The organism is Halpernia frigidisoli (genome assembly GCF_900113805.1).
GTDB lineage: Bacteria > Bacteroidota > Bacteroidia > Flavobacteriales > Weeksellaceae > Halpernia > Halpernia frigidisoli.
The window spans coordinates 1-25,343 of record NZ_FOQT01000003.1 but is presented as its reverse complement, the minus strand read 5'-3'; the positions used below and the strand labels follow the sequence as shown (position 1 = coordinate 25,343).

Here is a 25,343-nt window from a genome sequence, read left to right as displayed (position 1 = left end):
ATCCCGCAAATCTTAAAAATTATTTCTACGTGTACGAGCGTGACGATCGCACCAGCGGGGGTTGTTAGTTTTCATCGGATTTGACTCTTTTTTTTTCAATTAATTCTTGTACTTCTTTAGGCACTATAATCTGATTATGTGAATGTGGTTCTTGAGTTTCATTTTTTGTGGAATAGGTTTTATAAAGACAATCTTCATATTTTGAAATCCAATTAGATAAAAGTCTTCCATTGATTAACATAACATTTTCGCTATCAGTTGAACATTTATCACAACCTTCATATATCGCATATATAACACCAATTGGGGGACAACTCTCACATACATTTGGTATTGGAGAACAAACAATTAATAAATTTCTGTTTTCTGCATTGATATTCTCTTCTAAATATCTTGAAAAATTTATTGACTCTAAAAATTTAGTAAGAATTTTAAATTGTAAATCATTTTCTGAATTAAAATGAGTTGAATCAATAGGTAAACTATCTTCTAAATTCAAATCATCTTTAAAAATAAAATTTTTACTAGCTTCAACTATGTCAGAATTATTTTTTACCATAATATTTTCAAGATAAACGCCGATGGTAAATTTTGATTTATCTACATCAAAAAAATAATTTGTTCTCTCAACTAAATCATTTAGAACTCCTTTTAATCCATCACTCAAATTTTGATGACATAACTGATTGCTTGGTTCTCCAAATGCAATCGGACAAGTATTACTATTTAATGAACGTATAGAATTATCTATAAACTCAAAAACTTTATTATGTCTATCAATTTTCTTTTTTGTTTCTTGTAATTCTTCTATTGCTTTTAAGTGCTGCAAAATTCCAATAGGAAAGTTGCGTTCCTTACTAAGCCTGATTGATTCTAAGAAAATATAAGTTATAAGTAGAAGTATAAAAATTAGTAATGCTAAAATTTTAATATTTCCAGAACCAAAATATTCTCTCAAAACATATCCAAATAATCCTCCACAAGCTAAAAGTATAATTGATTTTAAAATAGTTGTAAAAATTGAATTAATTCTTTCAAAGTTGAAATATTTGTCTAGCTTTTCATACAAAGTATAAAGATCTTCTTTCATAATTTTTTTTAAGATTTCTGCCAACGGTTGGGTATTTGCGAAGGAAGCCCCTATTCACTATGTAAATTTGGGGCTTCTTTTGCAAATACTTTGTTGGTAGCAGTTTTATCTATTTAGACCTATTTATTTGATTTAGTTGTAATTTGTATGATAAAGTTAATCACAGAAAAGAATAATGCTAAAATTACATACACATTATAACTATTTATTACTGCAATAATCAAAAGAATAATTGATATTATCAATACGACAATTGTAATTTTATTGTTCATAAGTTTAACAACTTAAGAATATTGAAGCAAGTGACAATCCTTTTCCCGCTAAAGCAACCCAACAATTTGGACCAGGAACAAAACATGACATTAATCCGTATGTAGATATTGCATTTGCAGCAATAGATACAGCACAACTTGCACTTATTCGTTTGGAAATATTTTTATTTGTTCCAGCCTTTGCGAAAATATCTACTCCATGACTCACGTAATAATCATTCGTAATCATAAGTTGGTTTACTAGAAAATTGTATTTCTGGAATTCACTATTCGAATAATTTTTATCTAATATTCTTGTTTCTAATCTAGTTTTTGCTTCGTCAAAATTGTACGTTTCTAAATCAGTAAAAAAACTATCCACAATATTATACTCATCCTGACTTATGTATCCTGATTGAACGAAATCGTCAATTGTTGAAGTTGGATTGTTAATTATGTATTCATCAAATTCTGTTTTAGAAACATTGGTTCCAAACTCGTCGTTAATTGTTGCTAAAGCATTCTCATACTCATTTAAATTTGTCGTTTTGGCAACATTCTTTTTCAGATTAACTTTATTAAGCGTGGTAAAAAGTGCGTTTTTGGCATTGTAGGCATCGTAATTAAATTTCTGATTTGGCAATGTGTCATTAGAAGTTCTGCATGACGACATTATTAATAATAAGGCTATAAAGGCATAATTTAAAGTTTTCATAATAATAAATTTTGTAAGTTAAAAAATAAGTTTTAAATGTTCAAGGTTTATTCATAGGCACTGGGTTTAATAAAATTGCTACCAACTTGTTTATATGTATGATAAAGTTATACATATACATCCGATTTCGTAGTGATATGTATGATAAACCCCATCTTTTAATTAAATTCAAATATAAAACAAAATCTCAACTGTGGAGGTGGTATTTTAATATTCACTACATTTTATCTGATTTTTCAGGTTAGAAAATTAAGCTTAAATTTAAATCAAAATAAAAACTATGAGTTTATACACACAACCCATGCTTCGCGAAGATGCCTTACAAGATAAAGTCGCCATCGTAACCGGCGGCGGAAGCGGTCTTGGCAAAGCGATGACGAAATATTTTCTGCAACTCGGCGCAAAAGTCGTGATCACTTCCAGAAATTTAGAAAAACTTCAAAACACCGCGAAAGAATTGGAAGAAGAAACGGGCGGAAAAGTTTTGTGCGTTGCTTGTGACGTGAGAAACTGGGATGAGGTAGAAGCGATGAAAGAAGCTGCCATCAAAGAATTCGGGCAAATTGATATTTTATTAAATAATGCCGCAGGTAATTTTATTTCGCCCACAGAGCGTTTAACGCATTCCGCATTTGATTCTGTTTTGGATATCGTTTTGAAAGGCACAAAAAACTGCACGCTTTCCATCGGAAAATACTGGATCGATCAAAAAGTTCCGGGAACTGTTTTAAATATTGTGACCACCTACGCCTGGACGGGTTCTGCTTATGTTGTTCCTTCCGCGTGCGCAAAAGCCGGTGTTCTTGCGATGACACGAAGTTTAGCGGTAGAATGGGCAAAATATAATATTCGTTTTAACGCAATCGCACCAGGACCATTTCCTACAAAAGGCGCGTGGGAAAGATTGTTGCCGGGAGATTTAGCCGAAAAATTTGACATGAAGAAAAAAGTACCGTTAAGAAGAGTAGGAGAACATCAGGAACTGGCAAATCTTGCGGCGTATCTGGTTTCCGATTTTTCCGCGTATGTAAATGGTGAAGTTGTTACCATTGATGGCGGCGAATGGCTGCAGGGTGCGGGAGAATTTAATATGCTGGAAGCTATACCTCAGGAAATGTGGGATGCGATGGAAGCGATGATCAAGGCGAAGAAGAGTTCCTAACTTACTTTTTAACTTTTACAGATAAAAAAAGAGATGCAAAAAACATCTCTTTTTTTTTTATATACAAATTACCGAAACCTACTTTTTTACGACCGCATTTTTTAAAGCACTGTCGATATTGTAATCTGTAGAATTATTGATCTTCACATTTTCAAAGTAAAGATTCGCGGCGTTTTTTCCCGTGATGCCTTTTTTGCTGGTGATGTTGATATTTTTAAAGTAAAGATTTTCAATTAATTTATTTGGCAGGCCGGTAAAGCTAAATGCCGTTTCGGCACTTTCACAGTTTACATTGCTGATGTGAAAATCATGAAAATAGGGCACTTTGTCTCCGGTCATTTGTGAATCCTGACTTTCTTTTGAACTTCCTGCAGGCGCATCGGCATAGAAAGTATCAAATAAAATCGCTTCATTAATAATGTTTTTCATCTCAATATTTTGAATAAAGATCTGGCTCACATCGCCACCACGTCCAGAATTGCTTTTTACACGAATACCGATATCCGTTCCATCAAAAAGACAGTTAGAAACAAAAATATTTTTCATGCCGCCATCTGTGTTACTTCCAATTACAAAACCGCCGTGCGCTTCATTAACAGTGCATTCTGCGATGATCACATTTTGAAGATTTGCTTCGCTGTCATCTTTTGAGGAACTGCTGGATTTCATACAGATTCCGTCATCGCCCGCATTTACTTTTGTATTATAAATGATCACGTTTTTGGAAGCACTTATATCAATTCCGTCGCCGTTTTGTGCCCATTTTGGATTATAAACGGTAACATTTCTAATTACTAAATTGGTGATATTTTTAGGATTAATGACAAATTTTGGTGAGTTGCGGAAAGTTGGCCCATCAATTAAAAGGTTGGTAACTTTAGCTAAAGTGAACATCATTGGGCGTAAATAAAGATGCAGTTTTTCATAATCTGCTGCGGTCGCATTTGGCAATTTTGAAATTATTTTTGAATTATTTTCACCGCTCATTGCGTCAATACTTGGCCACCAGATTTTGCCGTCTTCGCTTAGAACGCCGCCACTTTTAACCAGTTTATCCCATTCCTGAGAGCTTAGTTTAAACTTTTTTATTGGTCGCCACGCTTCACCTGCACCATCGAAAATTCCTTCGCCGGTGAATGCAACATCTTTAAGATTATTTCCCCAAAGTGGAGGCGTCACATCAAATTTACCTTTAGAATATTCACGAATCGGATATTGTTTGTAATCATTTGAAAACTGAATAATTGCCCCTTTCTCAACGTGAAAATTTATTTTACTTTTTACCTCAATTGGTCCTGTTAACCAGATTCCTGAAGGAACATTTAATATGCCGCCGCCTTTTTCGCTGATTGCACAAATTGCTTTTTTAAAAGCTTCTGTATTTAAAGTTTTTCCATCTCCCACACCGCCGAAATCTTTAATATTATAAGATGTTGCAGATATTTCAGGCAAAACCATTTTACCGAAGTCAAAAGGTGCATTTTTAATGTAATAATCGATGCTGTTCTTTTGTGCTGTGCAAAGAGCTGTTAAAAAGATAAAGAAAGAAACCGCTAATTTTTTCATAATTTTTTCAAATTGAAGTGTAAAAATATAAAAAACAAATAATAATGTAATCGTTTACACAGCAATTTTTAAAAATTTTAATGTTATATAAGTTAAACTTTAAAAATTTGTAACAAAAAGCCATTATTGTTCTACCTATATGAAAACATTCAAAAATGAACTTTAAACTATCTAAACCTTTTCTTGCCTGTGTCTTAGCGATTTCCGCTACAGCCTTTGCACAGGATCAAGTTTCCAAGTATGATTACTCGGACGCCTTTAAACAGGATTTTTACCAAAATAATGCGACTGAAACAAGGTCTGCAAGTGGACAGCCCGGTCACAACTATTGGCAAAACACGGTTAATTATAATCTTGTTGCCAGTTTAAATGAAGCAAAAAAAGAAATCACAGGATCTGCGGAAATTGCTTATACAAATAACAGTTTTGATGAACTAAGTTTTCTTTGGCTGCAGCTGGATCAAAATTTATTTAAAAAAGATTCCCGCGGTAATGCTGTAATACCGGTTTCTGGTAGTAGAAATGGTGCGCATGGAGAGACTTTTGATGGCGGTTACACTATTTCCAGCATAGAAATTATGTCGGAAAATGGGAAGAGCGTAAAAGTTGCTCCAAAATATACAGTTGTAGATACAAGATTACAGATCGATCTGCCACAGGAATTAAAAGCAAAAGGTGGAGAAATTAAATTTAAAATAAATTACTCTTTTGTGTCGCCGGATTATGGTTCAGACAGAATGGGAATAAATGACACGAAAAACGGTAAAGTTTTCACAGTAGCGCAATGGTTTCCAAGAATGTGTGTTTATGACGACATTATGGGTTGGAATACTCTTCCTTATTTAGGCGCAGGTGAATTTTATCTTGAATACGGAAATATTAATGCTGCGATCACTGTGCCTGCAAATCATTTTGTAGTAGCAGGCGGTCAGCTTGAAAATTCAAGAGAAGTTTATACATCAGCTCAAAATAAACTTTGGGACGATGCAAGAAACAGTGATAAAACAGTAACAATACGTTCTGCTGACGAAGTAAACAATGCTGCAAAAACTGCAAACGGAACAAAAACCTGGAAATTTAAAATAGAAAACACACGTGATTTTGCCTGGGCATCTTCACCCGCATTTATTTTAGATGCTGCAAGAATAAATTTGCCAGATGGTAAAAAATCTTTGGCAATTTCTGCCTATCCTGTAGAAAGTGTTGGAAATGAAGCGTGGGGAAGATCAACCGAATATGTAAAATATTCTATTGAAAATATGTCAAAAAGATGGTTTTCATTCACTTATCCAAATGCGACAAATGTTGCGGGTAATGAAGGTGGAATGGAATATCCAGGCATCGTTTTCTGCGATTATAGATCAAAAGGAAAATCTCTTTGGGGAGTAACAGATCATGAATTTGGACACAACTGGTTTCCAATGATCGTTGGATCTAATGAAAGACGTTACGCGTGGATGGACGAAGGTTTCAATACTTTTTTTAACGGAATTTCTGATCAGGACTTTAACAAAGGAGAATATGCATCACCTTCAAAATTAGGAAATGCTGCAAATTACTTAACAAGTGATAGATTAGAACCAGTATTAAATGCGCCGGATGGTTTAAAAGAATCCAATCTTGGTATTTTAGCATATGCAAAACCGGGTGCAGGTCTGGATATGTTACGTGAAAATATTTTAGGTGAAGCAAGATTTGACAAAGCATTCAAAACTTACATTCAAAGATGGGCGTTCAAGCATCCACAACCGGAAGATTTTTTCCGAACAATTGAGAATGTTTCGGGCGAAGATCTAAGTTGGTTCTGGAAAGGTTGGTTTCTTAATAACTGGAAAATTGACCAGTCTGTAGATGGCGTGAAATATGAAAAAGGTGACTTTAAAAACGGAGCCATCATTTCAATCTCAAACATGGAGCAAATGCCAATGCCAGTTGACGCGCAGATCACTTACGCTGATGGAACTGTTGAGAATAAAAGATTACCGGTAGAAATTTGGAAAAGAAATAAAACCTGGTCTTTCAGAGTTGATTCAACTAAAGAAATCAAAACAGTTACGTTAGATCCTAATAAAGCAATACCGGATTCTAACCGTAAAAATAATGTTTGGAATTCTGATAAAACTGCTAAAGCGGATGTTGTAAATGTGAAAGCTTATGAAGGAACTTATTCCTCAAAAATGGCGCCTATCAAAATTACTTTAAAAGCAGATGGCGATGTTCTGAATGCTCAGGCAACAGGACAACCGGAATTTCAACTTGAAAGTGATGGAAAAGATAAATTTACTTTTGAGCAAGCTGGTTTAGTGCTACAATTTGCACCGGATAAAAAAAGCTTTGATCTTTCTGTAAACGGACAAAATCTTAAGTTTACCAGAGACTAAATTTTTATTTAAATAATTGAGAAAAACTTCTTCAGCAATGAAGAAGTTTTTTTTTGTTTAATACTGATAAAGCAATTCAAAATTAAATACATTTGTTAATATAATGATTGTAAAAATTTAAGTAAAAATCTTCCCAGACATTAAAATTATATTAAATAACAAATGATGAAATTTTGGAAAATATAAAAGATTTTGGTAGGAATATTAAATTAATTATTTTATTAATATTTTTAAATTTATTTTCTCCGGCTCAAACTTGCGGCGGCACTTTCGGGAACCCAATTTTTACAGAAACATTTGGATCTGTTAACACGCCAAACCAGACCGTTTCTCCACCATTGGCTTCACCTGCTTCCACAACTTATCCTTATACAGCGACTTTTCCTGTGGTAGATGGTTCTTACACAATTGCAAATCAATCCAGATGGGATCCTTACGTTTGGCTAGATTCTTTCGATCACACAGTTGATACGCCTGGAACTTATGGCAATATGCTGATTGTAAATGCAAGTGCTTCAGCGGGAGAGTTTTACCGGAGACGGGTTTCAAATCTTTGTCCAAATCAGGTTTACAAATTTTCAACATGGATATTAAATATCGATAAACCCGGTATCAATAATATAAAACCAAATGTAACTGTAGAAATTAGAAGTACAACAAATGCGCTTCTCGGTACAATTAGTACGGGAGATATCGCTCAAGATGCCACCTGGAAAGAATTTTCTGTTGATTTTAAATCTGATGTTAGTTCTACTGATGTTCAGGTGATTCTTATCAATAATTCTCCCGGCGGCAATGGAAATGATATTGCCATTGACGATATCAGTTTTAGACCTTGTGGTCCATCTACAAGTACTTCGGCAAATGTTTCCAATATTTTTACAACTGGTGTTTGTGATAATTCTCAGGATGTTCAACTTACTGCAAATCTTAGTACCAATACGTTTTTAAACGTTAATTATATTTGGCAAAAAAGTACTGATAACGGAATAACCTGGATAAACCAAACTTTACCTACTTCAAATCCAAATTTGAATATTTTAGGTGGAACTTATCAAAATGGGGATCAATTTAGATTTATAGTAGGAGAGGCTTTAAATATATTGTCGACCAATTGTCAGGTAATTTCTACACCAATTTCTTTGAAGATAAATGGCTATCCAACTGCGCCAACTGTAACTTCACCAATAAATTATTGTCAAAATTCTGTTGCAACAGCTTTAACAGCAATCGGAACTGATTTACTTTGGTACACTTCTGCAACTGGCGGCACGGGAAGTTCAACTGCGCCAATTCCAGATACTTCCATTTTAGGAACAACTTCTTATTTTGTTTCTCAAACAACTACAGGTTGTGAAAGTCCGCGTTCAGAAATTAAAGTTATAATTAATCCAATTCCAACTGTCCCAACTGTAACTTCACCAATAAATTATTGTCAAAATTCTATTGCTATCGCACTAAATGTAAATGGCACAAATCTACTTTGGTACACTTCTGCAACTGGTGGAACCGCAAATACAACTGCGCCAATTCCAGATACTTCAATTTTAGGGACAATTTCTTATTTCGTTTCTCAAAACAATGGAAATTGTGAAAGCGCAAGAGCAGAAATTAAGGTTAATATTTTAGCAAATCCAAATCCTCCAACTGTAACTCCACAAATAAATTATTGTCAAAATTTGGTCGCAACTTCCTTAACTGCAACCGGAAACAATTTGCTTTGGTACAATTCTGACACGGGCGGAACGGGAAGCACCAATGCGCCAATTCCAAACACTTCTGCAGTTGGAACAACTTCTTATTTTGTTTCTCAGAATGACGGTAATTGTGAAAGTTCTCGTTCAGAAATTAAAGTTATAATTAATCCAATTCCAACTGCGCCAACCGTAACTTCACAAATAAATTATTGTCAAAATTCTATTGCAATTTCTTTAACAGCAACTGGAACAAATTTACTTTGGTACACTTCTGTAACAGGAGGATCGGGAAGCACAACTGCGCCAATTCCAGACACTTCCGTTTTAGGGACAATTTCTTATTTTGTTACTCAAACAATTGTAGGTTGTGAAAGTACAAGAGCAGAAATTAAAGTCAATATTTTAGCAAATCCAAATGCTCCAACTGTAACTTCACCTGTAAATTATTGCCAAAATTCCGTTGCAATAGCCTTAACCGCAAATGGGACTAATTTGCTTTGGTACACTTCCGCAACTGGCGGAACAGGAAGCGCCACTGCGCCAATTCCAAATACTTCAACAGTAGGAGCAACGTCTTATTTCGTTTCTCAAAATAACGGAAATTGCGAGAGTACACGCGCAGAAATTAAAGTCAATATTTCTCAGGAACCGCATTCCGCCACATTGGTTGATGCTACAATATGTAACGGCGAAACAATTGTGTTAGACGCCGGAAGCGGTTTTAGCAGTTATGAATGGAATACGACACCACCTATTTTTACACAAACATTACAGGTCTCGAAAATTGGCACCTATTCTGTTATTTTAACAAACGCAAATAACTGTTCTGCAACTCAAAGCGTAAAAGTAACGGCAGGCGTAACGCCAACAATTGTAAATATAATTTCTACCGAAAAGTCAATTGAGATTATTGCTTCTGGCGGAAATCCTCCTTATTCTTATTCGATAGACAATCAACAAAGCTTTCAAAACAATAATGTTTTTACCAATTTAATGCCTGGCATTTATACAGTTTTTGTAAAATCCCAACTAAATTCTTGCAGTATTTCGCAGGAAACGGCTGTTATTTTTATCCCAAATGTGATCACACCAAATAATGACTCGCTTAATGATATATTTAAAATTAATAATATTCAGTTTTTTCCAAATGCGAAGATCAGCATTTTTGATCGGTACGGAAAAGCAGTTTTTATTTCAAAAGATAAAGACAGTTTAAGTTGGGACGGTCGATATCTCGGCAGAATCTTAGCGACCGGAACGTATTATTATATATTAGATCTGGGTAATAATTATCAAAAAACCGGGTGGATTTTACTTAAAAATAAAAATTAAGAATAAAGTTTTTTCAAGCAAAAAGAAATCCCCTGACAAAAATCTAGTCGAGGGGATTTCTAAAACACAAATGATGAAAATCTGTTAAAGGATTTGCATAAATTATGCCATAAAATTAAATAAAAGTTTATTGTATTGAAAAATCTTTATTGTATTTAATTTATTTTTAATAATTAATCATTTAAACCTTTCCCATTCATTATTCTCACTCTGTTCTTTTCAATTCTGTCTTCTCTGGTTTTCATTTGTTTTGCCGCTGCGAAGAATAATAAATATGCACGCTGTCTTCCCGGCGTTAAGTTTTGAAATGCAATTTTAAGTTCTGAATCTTCATTTAAAACTTTTGCAAATTCTTCTGGCATTTCAAATTCTGAAGTTTTTTTTAAAACTACTTTTTCACCGGTTTTCTCAATTTTTATGGCTTCACTTAAATATTTTTCGATTGTTTTTTCTAAATTTTTTATGTCCTTTAAATTGGTAAATCTCAACTGCATTGATGATTGCGTATTTGAAGACTGTTGAATTAAAATTTTTTCAGGATCTTTCATCAACATTCCTTTAAAAAACAAAATGGCGCAATATTCTTTAAACTGATGAATTAAGAAAATAATTTTTCCTTCTAAAATATAGCAGGGTTGTCCCCATTTTAAGTCTTCCTGAAGTCCGGTCTTTAAAGCAATTTTTCGCAATTCCTGGATCTCAGTTTGAAACTTCGACTCTTTTTCAAAATAAAAATTAACTTTTGGATTCATCCTTTTAATTTTAAACTAATTTATATAAAAAAAATCCGTCCTCAAAAAAATTGAGAACGGACTTCAACCATTAAAAAATCTAACTATGAAATTTTGGTTTATTCTATTGCGCGGAAAACCAAACCGCTTTCTTCAAAATAATCTAATGTAATTCTGTCGCCATCATTCACTTTTCCGGCGAGGATTTCTTTCGATAATTTATTTAAAACTTCCTGCTGAAGAACTCTTTTTAAAGGTCTTGCGCCAAAACTTGGTTCGTAACCTTTATGCGTAATATATTTTATTGCGTCTTCTGTTGCCGTCATTATAATATTTCTACTTGCAAGCATTTTATTAAAACCATGCAATTGAAAGTGAACGATTTTGCCAATTTCTTTCTTCGTTAAAGGTTGGAAAATAACTGTTTCATCAATTCTATTCAGAAATTCCGGTCTCAAAGTTTTTCTCAATAAAGATAAAACATCACTCTTTGTTTTTTCTAAAATTTCACTGTGATTTTCTTCCGTTAAATTCTCGAAGTTTTCCTGAATTAAATGCGATCCTAGATTGGAAGTCATAATAATAATTGAATTTTTAAAATTTACCAAACGTCCTTTATTATCCGTCAATCTTCCATCATCCAAAACCTGCAATAAAGTATTAAATACATCTGGATGTGCTTTTTCAATTTCATCTAAAAGCACAACTGAATAAGGTCTTCTTCGAACGGCTTCTGTTAATTGTCCGCCTTCGTCATAACCAATATATCCTGGAGGCGCACCAACTAATCGCGACACAGAATGACTCTCCTGATATTCACTCATATCAATTCTAGTCAAATTATTTTCATCATCAAACAATAATTCAGCAAGCGCTTTTGCTAATTCTGTTTTTCCAACTCCTGTTGTTCCAAGAAATAAAAAGGAACCAATTGGTTTTTTTTCATCATTCAAACCAGCACGATTTCTTCTGATCGCATCGGCAACAGATTCAATCGCTTCTTCTTGCCCGACAACTCTTTTATGAAGTTCATCTTCCAAATGCAGTAATTTTTCCCGTTCTGACTGAATTAATTTAGTTACCGGAATTCCCGTCCATTTAGAAATCACTTCCGAAATATCTTCTGCGGTAACTTCTTCTTTTATGAGTTCATTTTCGTGATTTTGCATTTCCAGTTCCAGTTTTTGCAAATCACTTTCTTTTTCTTTAATTTTTCCGTATTGAATTTCAGCCACTTTCGCATAATTTCCTGCGCGGGATTCTCTTTCGGCTTCTAATTTTAAGGCTTCAATATCTCTTTTAATAGAATTTAAATCCTCAGATTTTTGTTTCTCTTTTAGCCATTTTGCATTAATTTCATTTCTATCTTCCTGAAATTTCGCAATATCTTCCTTTAAATGATTGACGCGAACATCATTTCCTTCATTAGAAATCGCCGCCAATTCTATTTCCATTTGAATCAGTTTTCTATCCAAAGTATCTAATTCTTCTGGTTTAGAATTAATTTCCATTCTCAATTTTGCCGACGCTTCATCAATTAAATCAATCGCCTTATCAGGTAAAAATCGGTCAGAAATATAACGTTGGGACTGTTCAACGGCCGCAATTATTGCTTCATCTTTTATCCGAACTTTATGGTGCGCTTCATATTTATTTTTAATTCCACGCAGAATCGTGATTGCAGATTCAGTATCCGGTTCTTCCACCATTACTTTCTGGAAACGTCTTTCTAAGGCTTTATCTTTCTCAAAATATTTTTGATATTCGTTTAAAGTCGTAGCGCCAACTGCTCTTAATTCACCTCTCGCCAAAGCAGGTTTTAAAATATTGGCTGCGTCCATCGCACCTTCACCGCCGCCTGCGCCAACTAATGTGTGAATTTCATCAATAAATAAAATAATTTGTCCGTCAGATTTTATCACTTCATTTACGACTGATTTTAAACGTTCTTCAAATTCACCTTTAAATTTTGCGCCTGCAATTAATGAACCCATATCCAAAGAATAAATGGTTTTGTCCATCAAATTTTCCGGAATATCACCGGAAATTATTCTGTGCGCGATTCCTTCTGCAATTGCGGTTTTACCAACGCCCGGTTCACCAATTAAAATCGGATTATTTTTTGTCCGTCTTGAAAGAATTTGCAAAACTCTTCTGATTTCTTCATCTCTTCCGATTACGGGATCTAGTTTTCCTTCTGCGGCTAGTTCATTAAAGTTTTTCGCGTATTTATTTAAAGCCTGATAAGTTTCTTCCGAACTTGACGAGGTTGCTTTTGAGCCTTTTCGCAATTCATTAATCGCGCTTTCCAAGGATTTTTTTGTAACACCCATATCTTTCAGCATTTTAGAAACGTCAGAATTTGTTTCAAATAACGCCAGCCAAAGATGTTCGATCGTCACATATTCATCGCCCATTTTTTTGGCAATATTTGGTGCATCGAGTAAAACTTTATTTGCAGTTTGTGATAAATAAATATTTCCACCTTCTACTTTTGCTAATTTTTCAATGTTTTCTCTGTTGCGTTCACGAATTAAATTTAACTCTGCTTCTGATTTTTTCATTAAAAAAACAGAAATATTTTCATCAGATTGCAAAATGCCTTCTAACAAATGTTGAGTTTCTATGCTTTGATTCCCAAATTCCATCGCAACTTGCTGTGCTTTTTGGATCGCTTCCTGGGATTTGGTTGTATATTGATTTAAGTTCATTCTTAGTTATGTTACTTGTGATTTCCAACTACATATCAAAAGGTATTCTAATTAAAATTTCATAATAAAGTAAGTCAATTTTTCCGAATAATATAAAATTAATCAAAATATTTAAGACATAATTTCCGAAAAATGGCATTTTAAGTTTATTTGAAGATTCGCTTTGCATTTCCTATATTTGTTAATAATCACTTTAAGTAAAAAAATGCATCATTTTCATTCGCTCAAAACTTCAATAGTCGCAAAAGAAACCAATGATTCGGTTCATATTTCGTTTGAAATTCCTCAGGATTTAAAGCCGCTTTTTCAGTTTAAGCAAGGTCAGTATTTAAATTTAAAAATGATGTTGAATGGTGAAGATCTGCGCCGTTCTTATTCTGTGGTAAATGCACCAACGGACGGAAACGACCAATTGGAAATTTTGGTTAAACATTTAGATGATGGTAGAGTTTCTTCTTTTTTAAATGAAAATTTAACTTTGGGTGATGTGATAGAAGTTTCGCCACCTGCAGGACATTTTTATACAAATTATCATAAAAGCAACCGAAAAAATTATATTGGTTTAGCAGCCGGAAGTGGAATTTCGCCGGTTTTATCAAATTTAATTGAAGCATTATACCAGGAACCGGAAAGCACGGCTTATCTTTTTTTTAGCAATAAAAGTTTAAATGATATTATTTTTAAAGAAAGAATTGACGCTTTGGTCGATAAATTTCAAGGTCGATTAAAAGTCGTTTATCTACTTTCCCGAGAAAAACATTTTGAAGATGAACTTTTCGAAGGCAGAATTTCTTCCCAAAAATTAGAATTATTATTTGAAAGATTCCCAGAAATTGATCCGAAAGAAAGTATTTTCTTTATTTGCGGACCTTCAGAAATGATAAAAGATGTGTCGACTTATTTAAAAAATGACAAAAAAGTGCCTTCACTTAAAGTCATGTTTGAATATTATGCTGCGCCAGACGACGAAGAAAATGCGGAAATGAGCGATGAATTTAAAGCCATTCCGAATTTAGAAAGTATGGTGACGCTTATTATTGACGATGATGAATATTCTTTTCACCTTAATTCTAAGAAAAGAAGTATTTTAGATCAGGCTTTAAATGATAAACTTCCCGTTCCTTTTGCGTGTAAAGGCGGCGTTTGCTGCACTTGTAAGGCATTGGTAATGGAAGGCGAGGTTTTTATGGATAAAAATTTCGCTTTAACAGAAGATGAAGTTGAGCGTGGATTTGTTTTGACCTGTCAATGTCATCCGACCACGAATATTGTGATGTTGAGTTATGACGTGTAAATCAATATAACAATTTAATAGTTTACCAATGTAACAATGATGAACTGAATTTGTTTTATTTTTTATAAATTTATAAAAAAGATCAAGTATTATTTAAGCACAACAAATATTGTTAAACTGTTACATTTTTAGATTGTTACATTTTTAGATTGTTACATTAAAACCAAAATTATGAATCCCTGGAAATTTGCTTCTTACATTGAGATCGATAAAGAATATAAAGTTGAAGGTTTAAATATCTGGAATTTTTATTGGCATTGTTCAGACAGGAAGATTGAGGTTCAGGAGCCAGATGAAGGTCATATTTATTTGTTTAATGAATATGAAATTGAAGATCAGGGTAAAAAAATTAACTTTATTGCAGGTGAATTTTCAAACGGAAAAGTAGGAATTTTTACTAAAGATAAATTAATGGAAGGAAAATTGCTATAATTTAATGCAATTGATTAAATTTGAATGCTGAATTGAAAAGATATTAAGCCAATTCAAATCTCTAAATAAAATTCGATATGGAAAATAATAAATTTTTAGATTACGTACAAGCCGAAAATAAAGTAGAACCAAAAGATGTAATGCCCGAAGATTATAGAAAACTTTTGGTTCGTCAGATTTCCCAACACGCCCATTCTGAAATTGTAGGAATGTTGCCTGAAGCAAATTGGATTTCCCGTGCGCCAAGTTTGAGAAGAAAAATGGCACTTTTAGCAAAAATTCAGGATGAAGCAGGACACGGACTATATTTGTATGCCGCTTCTGAAACATTAAATAACGGTGCAAACGGCGCGGATAGAGATTCTACTTACAACGATATGCTTTCTGGTAAAGCAAAATATTCCAGTATTTTTAATTATCCGACATTAAGTTGGGCGGATATTGGTGCAATTGGGTGGCTCGTTGATGGCGCTGCAATTATGAACCAAGTGATGTTGATGGGGAATTCCTACGGTCCTTATTCCCGGGCAATGGTGAGAATTTGTAAAGAGGAATCTTTCCATCAAAGACAAGGTTACGAGATTTTGATGACGCTTTGTAAAGGAACAAAAGAGCAAAAAGAATTGGCACAGGAAGCATTAAATCGTTTTTGGTGGCCGGCTTTAATGATGTTTGGACCAAATGATTCGGATTCACCGAACTCTCAAAAATCCATGAATTATAAGGTAAAACGTGAAAGTAATGATGATTTGAGACAAAGATTTATTGACGTCACCGTTTCACAAGCCGATTTTTTAGGTTTAAAAGTACCAGATGAAAATCTAAAATGGAATGAAGAAAGACAACATTATGATTTCGGGGCTTTACCTTGGGACGAATTTATGGAAGTTTTAAAAGGAAACGGACCTTGCAATAAAAAACGTTTAGAAACAAAAAATAAAGCGCAACGCGAAAACCTTTGGGTAAAAGAAGCCGCGATTGCTTTTGCTGAGAAGCAGAATGTGATGAGCAAAATAGCATAAATAGAAAATCCGGTTTAGAAATAAACCGGATTTTTTCATTTATAGTTAGTGTTTAATCTTTTAATTTTTCAACTTCACTTTTCATTTTTTGTTCCCAATTTTTGCCATTTCGTTTTTCTAAATAAGGTTTTACTACTTCTTTATATTTCTGTTGGCCTGCGGAATTGTAGTCATCAAACAAACAACCAGTGCTTAAATATGTGATTCCGTAAGTTTTATAGATATTATTGATTTTGTTTTCCGGGCTTTTAGTATATCGAATTGACAGTCCACCGGTGAATTCAAAAGTTACATTATCATTTTTTATATCGTTTTTTGCTTTGTCAACATATTCTTTTTCAATTTTAATTAATTCCTTCCTTACGTTTATATAATTCTTAATTATTAAGGAAAGCATAAAGATTAAAATTAAAACATTAAAAATACAAAATGTCTTCAAAAATTTCTGTTTGTAATTCAAGTTTTTGATCTTTATTATACTCATTAATAATGCAAAAACAATAGATGCACTTATAATTAATAATATTGCTAACCAATCAAAATCTGTGATAGACCACCAATATGCAAATCTTTGGTTGAGAGGTGAAAAATATGTTCCAAAAGTTGAGGCAAAAATTATCAAAATAATTAGTGCAATATTTAGTAAAATATATTTTTTCATCAATTATGTGACTTTTAAATTTTCCCCAAAACCATCTTCGTATTCGTGAATTCCTTCAAAGCATTTAGCGAAAGTTCTATTCCATAACCAGAACTTTTCGTTCCGCCGAAAGGAAAACGCGCATCAGATTTTGTAATTTGATTGATAGAAACTGTTCCGGATTCTAAACCATTAAAGAAAAATTCGAGACGTTTTTTGTCTTTTGACCAAACTGAATTTGCCAAACCAAATTTTGTATTATTGGCGATTTCTAATAATTCTTTATCCGTTTTTGCTTCTACAACCATTCCCAGAGGTCCAAACAATTCTTCATCTAAAACTGGATTTCCTGGATTCATTTTTAGTAAACCAGGTTTGAAGGAGATTTTATCGATTCGTTCCAAAGGTAAAATAATTTCAGCGCCGTTTTCGATTGCTTTATTATATTGTTTTTCCAGATCTTCTGTTAGATCTTCCCGCGCCATTCCGGCGATTTTTGTCTCTTTGTCCATCGGATCTGCAACAAAATAAGTTTTAAATTCTGCTATAAATTTTTCTAAAAATTCATCATAAACAGAACTTTGAATAATAAATCGTTTTGATGCAACGCAAGTTTGTCCGCAATTTTGCAGTCTTCCAAGCGCGGCGCTTTTGGCGGCTTTGTCTAAATCTGAATCATCTAAAACAATAAACGCATCATTTCCGCCTAATTCTAATAAAGATTTTTTGATATTTTTACCGGCAATTGCCGCGACTGTACTTCCTGCTTTTTCGCTTCCGGTTAAACTTACGCCTTGCACAAATGGATTTTCCAAAATAGTTTCTATTTCATCATGAGATACTTTGATATGTTTAAAGACATTTTCCGGAAAACCTGCTTCTTCAAAAGCTTCTTGTAATGCATCACCGGATTTTAAACAAATTGCGGCGTGTTTCATAATGACCACATTTCCGGCTAAAATTGCTGGAACTGCAAATCGTAGAACTTGCCAAAAAGGATAATTCCAAGGCATGACGCCAAGAATGATTCCCATTGGTTCGTGGTGGATTTCTGAATAATCAAATTCTGATTCTATTTTTTCTGGTGCTAAAACATTTTCTGCATTTGCGTAAAACTGCGCCATTGCTGCACATTTTTCAATCTCTGAAATAGATTGCGAAATGGGTTTATTCATTTCTTTAGTCATGATTTCACCAAAGATTTCTTTCTTTTTTAAAAGTATTTCTGAAAGTTTATGAAGCAGATCTTGACGTTCCGTAAATAGAGTTGTACGCCATGATTCAAAAGTTTTCTGAGATTTATCTAAATTCATTTTTTAAATTTTATGATGGAAAGATCGTGAATAATTAAATTGAAAGCTATTGAAATAGATTGATAATCTCGTTTTTAAAAATAGAGAGTGATTTTTACCACAAAGTCAAAATGAAATTAATTTAACTGTAAGAAAATTCAATCTATTTTGAACAATTTTTATATTCTGATAATTTATGTATTTCCTGAAAAATATAAATTTTATTTTTATACTTTATCTAACCTTCCATAAACCATTCATTAATTAGGCTTGCTGCCAAACGCGAGGTTCTTTCCTGTAGATCTATTCCTGGATTGACTTCTGCAACATCCAATGCTACCAATTTTTTATTATTTAAAATATGTCGGTAAAAGTGCATAAAAGTTGGATCGGCAAAAATTCCGTTACAGGCTTGTGCGGAAACGCCGGGCGCGATTGCAACGTTGAAAACATCCATGCAAATGGTGAGATAAATAATATCAACAGAATCCGAGAATTCATTTATTTTCTCATAAACTTTCGGTAGATTTTCAAAAAATAGTTCATCAGCGAGAATGTATTTCATGTTGTTTTGATGGGCGTAATCAAATAATTTAAGTGTATTTGAGTTTTTTTGAATGCCGATATGAAGTGAATTTAAAGTTTCATTTTCTGCGATTTGATAAAATCCTGTGCCGGAAGTGGCGCCGATTTCTGGTTGAATTTCGCGGTTATCAAAATGGGCGTCAATATTAATAATTCCGATTTTTGAATTTGGATAAGCTTTTCTAATCCCAGAATAGTGTGCAAACATGACTTCATGTCCGCCACCTAAAACAATTGATTTTGCTTTATTAAATAAAATTTGATGAACGTTCTTCGCCAGTTTTTGTTGGGCTTCTTCTAAATTTTGATCTTGACAAGAAATATTTCCGAAATCTTTTAATGAAAAATAAGCTGTCGTTACTGGAAAATTGCCCATATTTTTTCGGATATGATCTGGTGCCACTGCAGCGCCGACTTTTCCTTTGTTTCTTCTTACGCCTTCATCAACGGAAAAACCCTGGAGTGCGAAATCATTTTCTTTAATATTTTCGAAGTTATTTTCTAAAGTTACACGCTGGAAGATGCGGTGGTGTAATGGATCTTCGCCATCAAATCTGCCTTGCCAAATCATAAATTTTCTTTTTATTAAAGATAAGAAATTTTCAATGTAAAGGATATAATTTAGGCTGAGAATGAGTTTGGTTTAGAATTTTCAAAAAATAGTGAATTTACTTTTTGAAAATATTGGTGTGAAGAAGCAAACTCCTGCGTAAGCGATAGTAATGGAAAGCCCGGAAGAAAAAAAATAGAGCGCCGCTTGAAAAGCGGCGCTCTATTTTTTTTCTGAGGACTTGGAATGGATAGCGCGACCGTCATTGCTGCGAAAGCAGTAATGAGGGATACGCCCAAATTATTTTAAATAGTAGTCAGTCTCAAAGTATTTGTTTTTCCATCTGCATTGGCAGGCGTTGCATTAAGATTGATGACGTAATCTCCACCTTCTACAAAACCGTAATGGTGTGCCAAAGTATTGACCTGGACGATAGTTTCATCGGTGGATTTGTTCATATCGTAAAAATACGCACGTACGCCCCATAAAAGATTAAGCATCGTGATCACGCGTTTGTTGGCGCTAAAAACGATGATGTGTGAGTTTGGTCTGTGAGCAGAAATCTGAAAAGCTGTATAACCTGAATAGGTTAGTGTTACAATTGCTTCAACATTGGTGCTTTTTGCAATTCTTACTGCAGCAAGACAAATTCTGTTGGTAAGAAAACGCTCATCAATGCAATTGATATCTTTCTCAATAGGTGCGTTTTTATTTTGATAGAAGTCTGTGTTCTCAATATTTTTTACAATTTTGGTCATATTTTCTACGACTTCAACTGGATATCGGCCAACAGAGGTTTCACCGGAAAGCATAACGGCATCTGCGCCGTCAAGAACGGAGTTTGCAACGTCATTTACTTCAGCTCTGGTAGGAGTTAAACTGTTGATCATTGTTTCCATCATCTGCGTAGCAATAATTACCGGCTTTGAATGAAATCTCGCTTTTTCTACTAAAGTTTTTTGAATGGCAGGAACTTCTTCCATAGGAACTTCTACGCCAAGATCACCACGGGCAACCATTATCGCATCACATTCCATTAAGATTTGCTCAATATTTTTTACACCTTCCGGTTTCTCAATTTTGGCAATGATTGGTGTTTTTTGTTTATTGGTCGGATGGTTTTTAATGATTTCCTTTAAATCAATAATATCCTGAGCGTGGCGTACAAAAGATAAAGCGATCCAATCTAATTCTAAATCTAAGATAAAATTAGCATCTTCTACATCTTTTTCAGTTAATGCAGGAAGTGAAACATTTGTGTTTGGAAGGTTTACACCCTTTTTTGAACTAAGCGGTCCACCTTGAATCGTCTTTGCTTTTACAGTATCTATTTCATTGGTTTCAATTACTTCTAAAACCAATTTACCGTCGTCGATCAAAATTCTTTCACCGACTTTTACATCCTGCGGGAATTTCTGATAAGTCATGTAAACTTTTGTAGAATCTCCCTCAATTTTTTCATTAGTGAAAGTAAGAATATCACCTGGATTAAGATAAGAGCCTTCTTTCACAACACCGACACGAAGTTTTGGTCCCTGTAAATCTCCTAATATTGAAACAGTGTAACCAAATTCCTGGTTTATTTCTCTAATTGTATTTACGTTTATTCGCACCAAATCATAATCGGCGTGAGAAAAATTTATCCTAAAAACATCTACACCTGCTTTTACCATGTCCAGCATTACTTCTTTGGAGGAAGATGCAGGTCCTAAAGTGGCGATGATCTTAGTTTTCTTTAAAAATTTATTCATAATATTTTATTAGTTGGTAACGTTCATTTGTTGAACTTAAGGAAAATGTCTGAATATTAAACGCAGAATTTTCCGGCAACAAAATTAAGGAAAAATCATCAATATAGTCTGAGGTTTTTATAAGATAATCAACATCAGGTAATTCTTCGAAGATATAAGCCATTTCGGTCTCAGAATTAAACAGTTCTTTTTGCTCTTTTATTTTGTAGCTGACTTCAGATTTATTACTAATGATTTGAAGGCAGTTTTTATCTAAATGATGATAGGCTTGAAATCTTGCGAAATTGTACTGAAAAAAAGTACCCTGAACTACGAGATCTATAATTCTGGTAAATTTAAATGAATTTAATAGATTGATTTTAAAAAATAATTCATGAGCCGGAAGATCCTGTGCAAGTCTTAAAAGACCTAGGTTGAGATTTTCTTCCTCTTCTTCCTCAAGAAATAATTTTTTGGTTTTCAACGATATTTTCTTTTTTATTTAAAACGTAAAATGCGCGTTGTGCTGCTTTTTCTTCCGCTTTTTTCTTGGAACTGTCTGTAGCATTAGAAATTTTCTCCTGATCTAAAATGATGCAGCTTCTAAAAACGAGAATGTTATTGGCGTGAAATTCTTCACAGGTTTCGTAGCAGATCGCTACTTTCTTTTTTTGACTCCATTCTAAAAGCAAACCTTTATAACTGATGATCTTGTTTTCAAGTTTAAAGATGTCGCTTGCCTTTAAAAGTTTTTCGAGAACAATTCTGTGGCAAAGTTCATAATTAAAATCTAAATATATCGAACCTATTAAGGCTTCCAGCAAATTTCCTGAGATGTTTTCACTCAGTGTTAAGTTTTTTTTGTTTTGAATTAAATTTTTTAAACCTAATTCATCACCTAATCTATTTAGATTTTTCCGGTTTACAATTTTAGATTTCATCTGTGTGAGATAGCCTTCGTTGGAAGTAGCATATTTCTCAAAAAGATAGCATGAAATTATTGTTCCTAAAACTGAGTCGCCCAGAAACTCTAAACGTTCATAGTTTTTTTTGTTTTTTAATTTTGATGAAGTCCGAAGCGAAAATGCTTCTTTGTAAAGATCCAGGTTTTCTATTTGAACACCTAATATTTTTTCAATTTCAGTTTTAAATAAATAATCATCTTCAGAGTAATTTTTCTTTTTATCCTTTAAAAGCAATTTAGAAAAATACTTTTGAAACTGCATATTTCAGAATTTAGATCTTAGAAAATAAAACGCATGCATTATGACCGCCGAAACCGAAAGTGTTGCTCATTGCAATGTCAACATTTTTTTGAACAGCTTTACCAAAAGTAAAATTTAACCTTGAATCTATTCTCTCATCATCCGTAAAGTGGTTGATAGTAGGAGGTACAATTGAATGGGTAACACTTCCCAAAACGGCGATTGCTTCTATAACGCCGGCTGCACCTAAAAGATGACCCGTCATAGATTTTGTGGAATTGATCTGAATGTTATAAGCGTGATCTCCCAATAATTTGGAAATTGCATTAGATTCTGCTACGTCGCCAAGCGGAGTAGAAGTACCGTGCATATTAATGTGATCAACCTCATGAGTAGAGACCCCAGCGTCTTCTAAACAATTTTTCATTACGAGGTATGCGCCAAGCCCTTCAGGATGAGGAGCTGTCATGTGATAAGCATCTGCGCTCATTCCACCGCCTTTTAATTCTGCGTAGATCGTTGCGCCACGTTTTTTAGCATGTTCATATTCTTCCAGAATAATAGATCCTGCGCCTTCTCCTAAAACAAAACCGTCGCGGTCTTTGTCAAAAGGTCTTGAAGCAGTTTTTGGATCATCATTTCTGGTTGATAAAGCCATCATAGCATTAAATCCACCTACACCGCTAGCTGTTACTGCTGCTTCAGAACCGCCACAAACGATAATATCTGCTTTTCCGAGTTGAATAAGCATTTTTCCATCGATAAGTGCATTTGCTGAGGAAGCGCAAGCCGAAACGGTTGCGTAGTTTGGTCCATGAAAACCATATTCTATAGAAATATGTCCTGGCGTAATATCCACAATCATTTTCGGGATAAAAAATGGATTAAATCTTGGAATGCCCGTGGAAGCTGCCCATCCTAAAACTTCTTTTTCAAAAGTTTCCAGACCGCCAATCCCAGAGCCCCAGATCACACCAATTCTGTCCTTATTACAATTGTCTTCAATAATTCTTGAGTGTGCGACTGCTTCACGAGCGGAAGCAATACCAAACTGCGTATTCCGGTCCATTTTTTTTGACTCTTTTTTATCAAAATAATTTAAAGGATCAAAATTTTTAACCTCGCACGCAAACTTTGTTTTGAAATTTGTGGTATCAAAAAGAGTAATCGGAGCTGCTCCGCTCTCACCTTTTATTAGATTTTCCCAGTATTCTTGCGCATTATTACCTATTGGTGTTATCGCTCCAAAACCAGTTACAACTACTCTCTTTAATTCCATAAATTTTATTTCTGCAAATATTATTTGTTTACTACTTCTTCGATGTATGCAATAGCATGACCTACCGTAGTAATTTTTTCTGCTTGATCATCAGGGATTTGAATGTTGAATTCTTTTTCAAATTCCATGATTAATTCTACAGTATCTAAAGAATCTGCGCCTAAATCATTAGTGAAACTAGCTTCTGGAGTTACTTCTGATTCTTCAACGTCAAGCTTATCCGCAATGATAGCTTTTACTCTTGATGCAATGTCTGACATAATTTTAATTTTAATTAATAATTGTTAATGCTGCAAATATATAAAATTCTTTAAGATTAAATATTTTTTTGCTTTCTAAATATTAAAAAATTACTGCCAGATTTTTGGTCACTCTATTATATATGTGAAATATTGCATCTATTATATAGTGGCCGTGCACTTTACATTTCTAAAGGTTTTTTTTAAAAAACATATTTACCTAGGAAATTCATTGGTGTGTTGTCAATTTTAAATTAAATTTGCCATAAATAAACATTTAAAAATATACTTATGAATATTCCCGTAGAATTAAAATATACAAAAGACCACGAATGGGTTAAGATAGAAAACAACATCGCTACCATCGGTATCACTGATTTTGCGCAGGGTGAGCTGGGAGACATCGTGTTTGTAGATGTAGACAGTGTAGATGATGAGTTGGCTGCCGGTGACGTTTTCGGAAGTGTAGAGGCGGTGAAAACAGTTTCAGATCTTTTTTTGCCTCTAACCGGGAAAATTATTGAATTTAACGGTGATTTAGAAAATGAACCAGAATTACTTAACTCTGATCCTTACGGTAGAGGATGGATTGTGAAAGTTGAGTTGAATGATGGAGATATAGAAGGTGATTTATTATCTGCGGATGAATATCAGGAAGTAATTGGATAAGTTTCGTTCTTTATTTAAAATGCTGGTTTTTCCTGCATATTTAATCTTTCTTACTTATATGTTATTAAAACCTGGAGTAGAAAACCAAGAGTATTGGTTCATGTTTCAAGGGATTGATAAAATAATTCATTTAAGCATCTTTGCCTTTTTGGGTTTTTGTCTGTTAATGTCATTCCAAAAATTAAGTGTTGTTTATTTCTTTGTCATTATATTCATATATGGATTAAGCACAGAAATACTTCAGGAAGTGATGCATATGGGTAGATCGTTTGAGTTGCTTGATATCTTAGCAGATTTAGTGGGATCGTCGCTTGGTATGATAACATATAAAATAGCATTAAAGAGATTTTAAAATTATACCATATATAATACAAAAGCCTGATTTTTTCAGGCTTTTTTTATTTTAGTAATCAAAATATATCTGATTATTTTATAGAGGTGAGGAGTATCTTTTCCATAAACTCCTTCTCAAAAGGCTTTAATTTCAAGTTTTTTTCTGTTTAAAGAATTTATTTAAAGTGTTAAATTAATAATAGGGGATGGTTGGTAAAATTTTAGTTCTTGATTATTAGAATTTTAGGATTTTCGTATAAAATAATAGGGATATATTTTTGGTTGCTATGTTTGGAATATGTATTTTTGCACTCTCAAATCGGAAGGGATTTGTAGCGAAGGAGTAGGAGAGAAGGCGGTTAAATTTTTTAGATATTTATTTAAAAAAGTTTGTATAGCTGGGAATTAATATTTACTTTTGCAGACCTTAATCGAGA

Annotated in this window: 21 protein-coding genes; 8 read left to right on the top strand and 13 right to left on the bottom strand. The window is 33.6% G+C overall.

All coding sequences use genetic code 11. From position 1 onward, the window contains the following. Positions 1–64: 64 nt before the first annotated feature. Both BM238_RS08425 and BM238_RS08420 read right to left on the bottom strand, forming a co-directional pair. The gene (locus BM238_RS08425) at positions 65–1,090 is read right to left on the bottom strand and encodes a hypothetical protein (RefSeq protein ID WP_143093371.1); all 1,026 of its coding nucleotides are present in this window, start codon (positions 1,088–1,090) and stop codon (positions 65–67) included. Between the two features lie 276 nt (positions 1,091–1,366). Beyond that, positions 1,367–2,014, bottom strand: a complete 648-nt coding sequence (locus BM238_RS08420) for a hypothetical protein (protein WP_143093370.1) — start codon at positions 2,012–2,014, stop codon at positions 1,367–1,369. Between the two features lie 322 nt (positions 2,015–2,336). Between BM238_RS08420 and BM238_RS08415 the strand changes: the two genes are divergently transcribed. Then, positions 2,337–3,218 (top strand): SDR family oxidoreductase, encoded by an 882-nt coding sequence (locus BM238_RS08415; RefSeq protein WP_090079825.1) that lies wholly within the window; start codon positions 2,337–2,339, stop codon positions 3,216–3,218. Positions 3,219–3,296: 78 nt separating this feature from the next. On the opposite strand, the gene BM238_RS08410 is transcribed toward BM238_RS08415, so the two are convergent. After that, positions 3,297–4,784, bottom strand: coding sequence for a glycoside hydrolase family 28 protein (locus BM238_RS08410; protein ID WP_090079824.1), 1,488 nt, complete (start codon positions 4,782–4,784; stop codon positions 3,297–3,299). A 155-nt stretch (positions 4,785–4,939) separates the two neighbouring features. Between BM238_RS08410 and BM238_RS08405 the strand changes: the two genes are divergently transcribed. Beyond that, the gene (locus BM238_RS08405; RefSeq protein ID WP_090079822.1) at positions 4,940–7,165 is read left to right on the top strand and encodes a M1 family metallopeptidase; all 2,226 of its coding nucleotides are present in this window, start codon (positions 4,940–4,942) and stop codon (positions 7,163–7,165) included. Positions 7,166–7,338: 173 nt separating this feature from the next. Continuing rightward, on the top strand, positions 7,339–10,194 hold the full coding sequence (locus BM238_RS08400; RefSeq protein ID WP_090079820.1) for an Ig-like domain-containing protein: 2,856 nt from the start codon (positions 7,339–7,341) through the stop codon (positions 10,192–10,194). Between the two features lie 173 nt (positions 10,195–10,367). Here the strand turns inward: BM238_RS08400 and BM238_RS08395 are convergent, their stop codons facing one another. Both BM238_RS08395 and clpB read right to left on the bottom strand, forming a co-directional pair. Then, positions 10,368–10,946, bottom strand: a complete 579-nt coding sequence (locus tag BM238_RS08395) for a YdeI/OmpD-associated family protein (RefSeq protein WP_090079818.1) — start codon at positions 10,944–10,946, stop codon at positions 10,368–10,370. 98 nt (positions 10,947–11,044) lie between these two features. Further along, positions 11,045–13,636, bottom strand: coding sequence for an ATP-dependent chaperone ClpB (gene clpB, locus BM238_RS08390; RefSeq protein WP_090079816.1), 2,592 nt, complete (start codon positions 13,634–13,636; stop codon positions 11,045–11,047). 205 nt (positions 13,637–13,841) lie between these two features. On the opposite strand from clpB, the gene BM238_RS08385 reads away from it, so the two are divergent. From BM238_RS08385 to paaA, 3 genes are all read left to right on the top strand, one after another. Beyond that, positions 13,842–14,930, top strand: a complete 1,089-nt coding sequence (locus BM238_RS08385) for a 2Fe-2S iron-sulfur cluster-binding protein (RefSeq protein ID WP_090080465.1) — start codon at positions 13,842–13,844, stop codon at positions 14,928–14,930. Positions 14,931–15,101: 171 nt separating this feature from the next. Beyond that, on the top strand, positions 15,102–15,362 hold the full coding sequence (locus BM238_RS08380) for a hypothetical protein (RefSeq protein WP_090079815.1): 261 nt from the start codon (positions 15,102–15,104) through the stop codon (positions 15,360–15,362). 77 nt (positions 15,363–15,439) lie between these two features. Next, positions 15,440–16,384: a 1,2-phenylacetyl-CoA epoxidase subunit PaaA gene (paaA, locus tag BM238_RS08375; protein WP_090079813.1), complete on the top strand. Its 945-nt coding sequence runs from the start codon at positions 15,440–15,442 to the stop codon at positions 16,382–16,384. A 52-nt stretch (positions 16,385–16,436) separates the two neighbouring features. Here paaA and BM238_RS08370 read toward each other — a convergent pair whose 3' ends face one another. From BM238_RS08370 to BM238_RS08330, 8 genes are all read right to left on the bottom strand, one after another. Beyond that, positions 16,437–17,045 carry an FEKKY domain-containing protein gene (locus tag BM238_RS08370; RefSeq protein WP_090079811.1) on the bottom strand — a complete coding sequence of 203 codons (609 nt, stop codon included), beginning with the start codon at positions 17,043–17,045 and terminating at the stop codon, positions 16,437–16,439. Positions 17,046–17,059: 14 nt separating this feature from the next. Next, entirely contained in the window at positions 17,060–18,337 is a 1,278-nt protein-coding gene (locus BM238_RS08365) for an aldehyde dehydrogenase family protein (protein ID WP_090079810.1), read from the bottom strand. A 217-nt stretch (positions 18,338–18,554) separates the two neighbouring features. Beyond that, positions 18,555–19,472, bottom strand: a complete 918-nt coding sequence (gene hutG, locus BM238_RS08360) for a formimidoylglutamase (protein WP_090079808.1) — start codon at positions 19,470–19,472, stop codon at positions 18,555–18,557. A gap of 284 nt (positions 19,473–19,756) precedes the next feature. Then, complete coding sequence (pyk, locus tag BM238_RS08350) at positions 19,757–21,202, bottom strand: pyruvate kinase (RefSeq protein ID WP_090079806.1); 1,446 nt, start codon at positions 21,200–21,202, stop codon at positions 19,757–19,759. Further along, entirely contained in the window at positions 21,195–21,665 is a 471-nt protein-coding gene (locus BM238_RS08345; RefSeq protein WP_090079804.1) for an IPExxxVDY family protein, read from the bottom strand. The genes pyk and BM238_RS08345 overlap by 8 nt, the downstream gene beginning before the upstream one ends. Further along, complete coding sequence (locus tag BM238_RS08340; protein WP_090079803.1) at positions 21,640–22,407, bottom strand: ribonuclease III family protein; 768 nt, start codon at positions 22,405–22,407, stop codon at positions 21,640–21,642. The genes BM238_RS08345 and BM238_RS08340 overlap by 26 nt, the downstream gene beginning before the upstream one ends. 10 nt (positions 22,408–22,417) lie before the next feature. Continuing rightward, the gene (gene fabF / locus BM238_RS08335; RefSeq protein WP_090079801.1) at positions 22,418–23,665 is read right to left on the bottom strand and encodes a beta-ketoacyl-ACP synthase II; all 1,248 of its coding nucleotides are present in this window, start codon (positions 23,663–23,665) and stop codon (positions 22,418–22,420) included. 20 nt (positions 23,666–23,685) lie between these two features. Continuing rightward, positions 23,686–23,925, bottom strand: coding sequence for an acyl carrier protein (locus tag BM238_RS08330; protein ID WP_090079800.1), 240 nt, complete (start codon positions 23,923–23,925; stop codon positions 23,686–23,688). A gap of 270 nt (positions 23,926–24,195) precedes the next feature. Between BM238_RS08330 and gcvH the strand changes: the two genes are divergently transcribed. Both gcvH and BM238_RS08320 read left to right on the top strand, forming a co-directional pair. Then, positions 24,196–24,573 (top strand): glycine cleavage system protein GcvH, encoded by a 378-nt coding sequence (gcvH, locus tag BM238_RS08325; protein WP_090079798.1) that lies wholly within the window; start codon positions 24,196–24,198, stop codon positions 24,571–24,573. Between the two features lie 19 nt (positions 24,574–24,592). Next, positions 24,593–24,925, top strand: coding sequence for a VanZ family protein (locus BM238_RS08320; protein ID WP_090080463.1), 333 nt, complete (start codon positions 24,593–24,595; stop codon positions 24,923–24,925). The last annotated feature ends 418 nt before the right edge of the window (positions 24,926–25,343 follow it).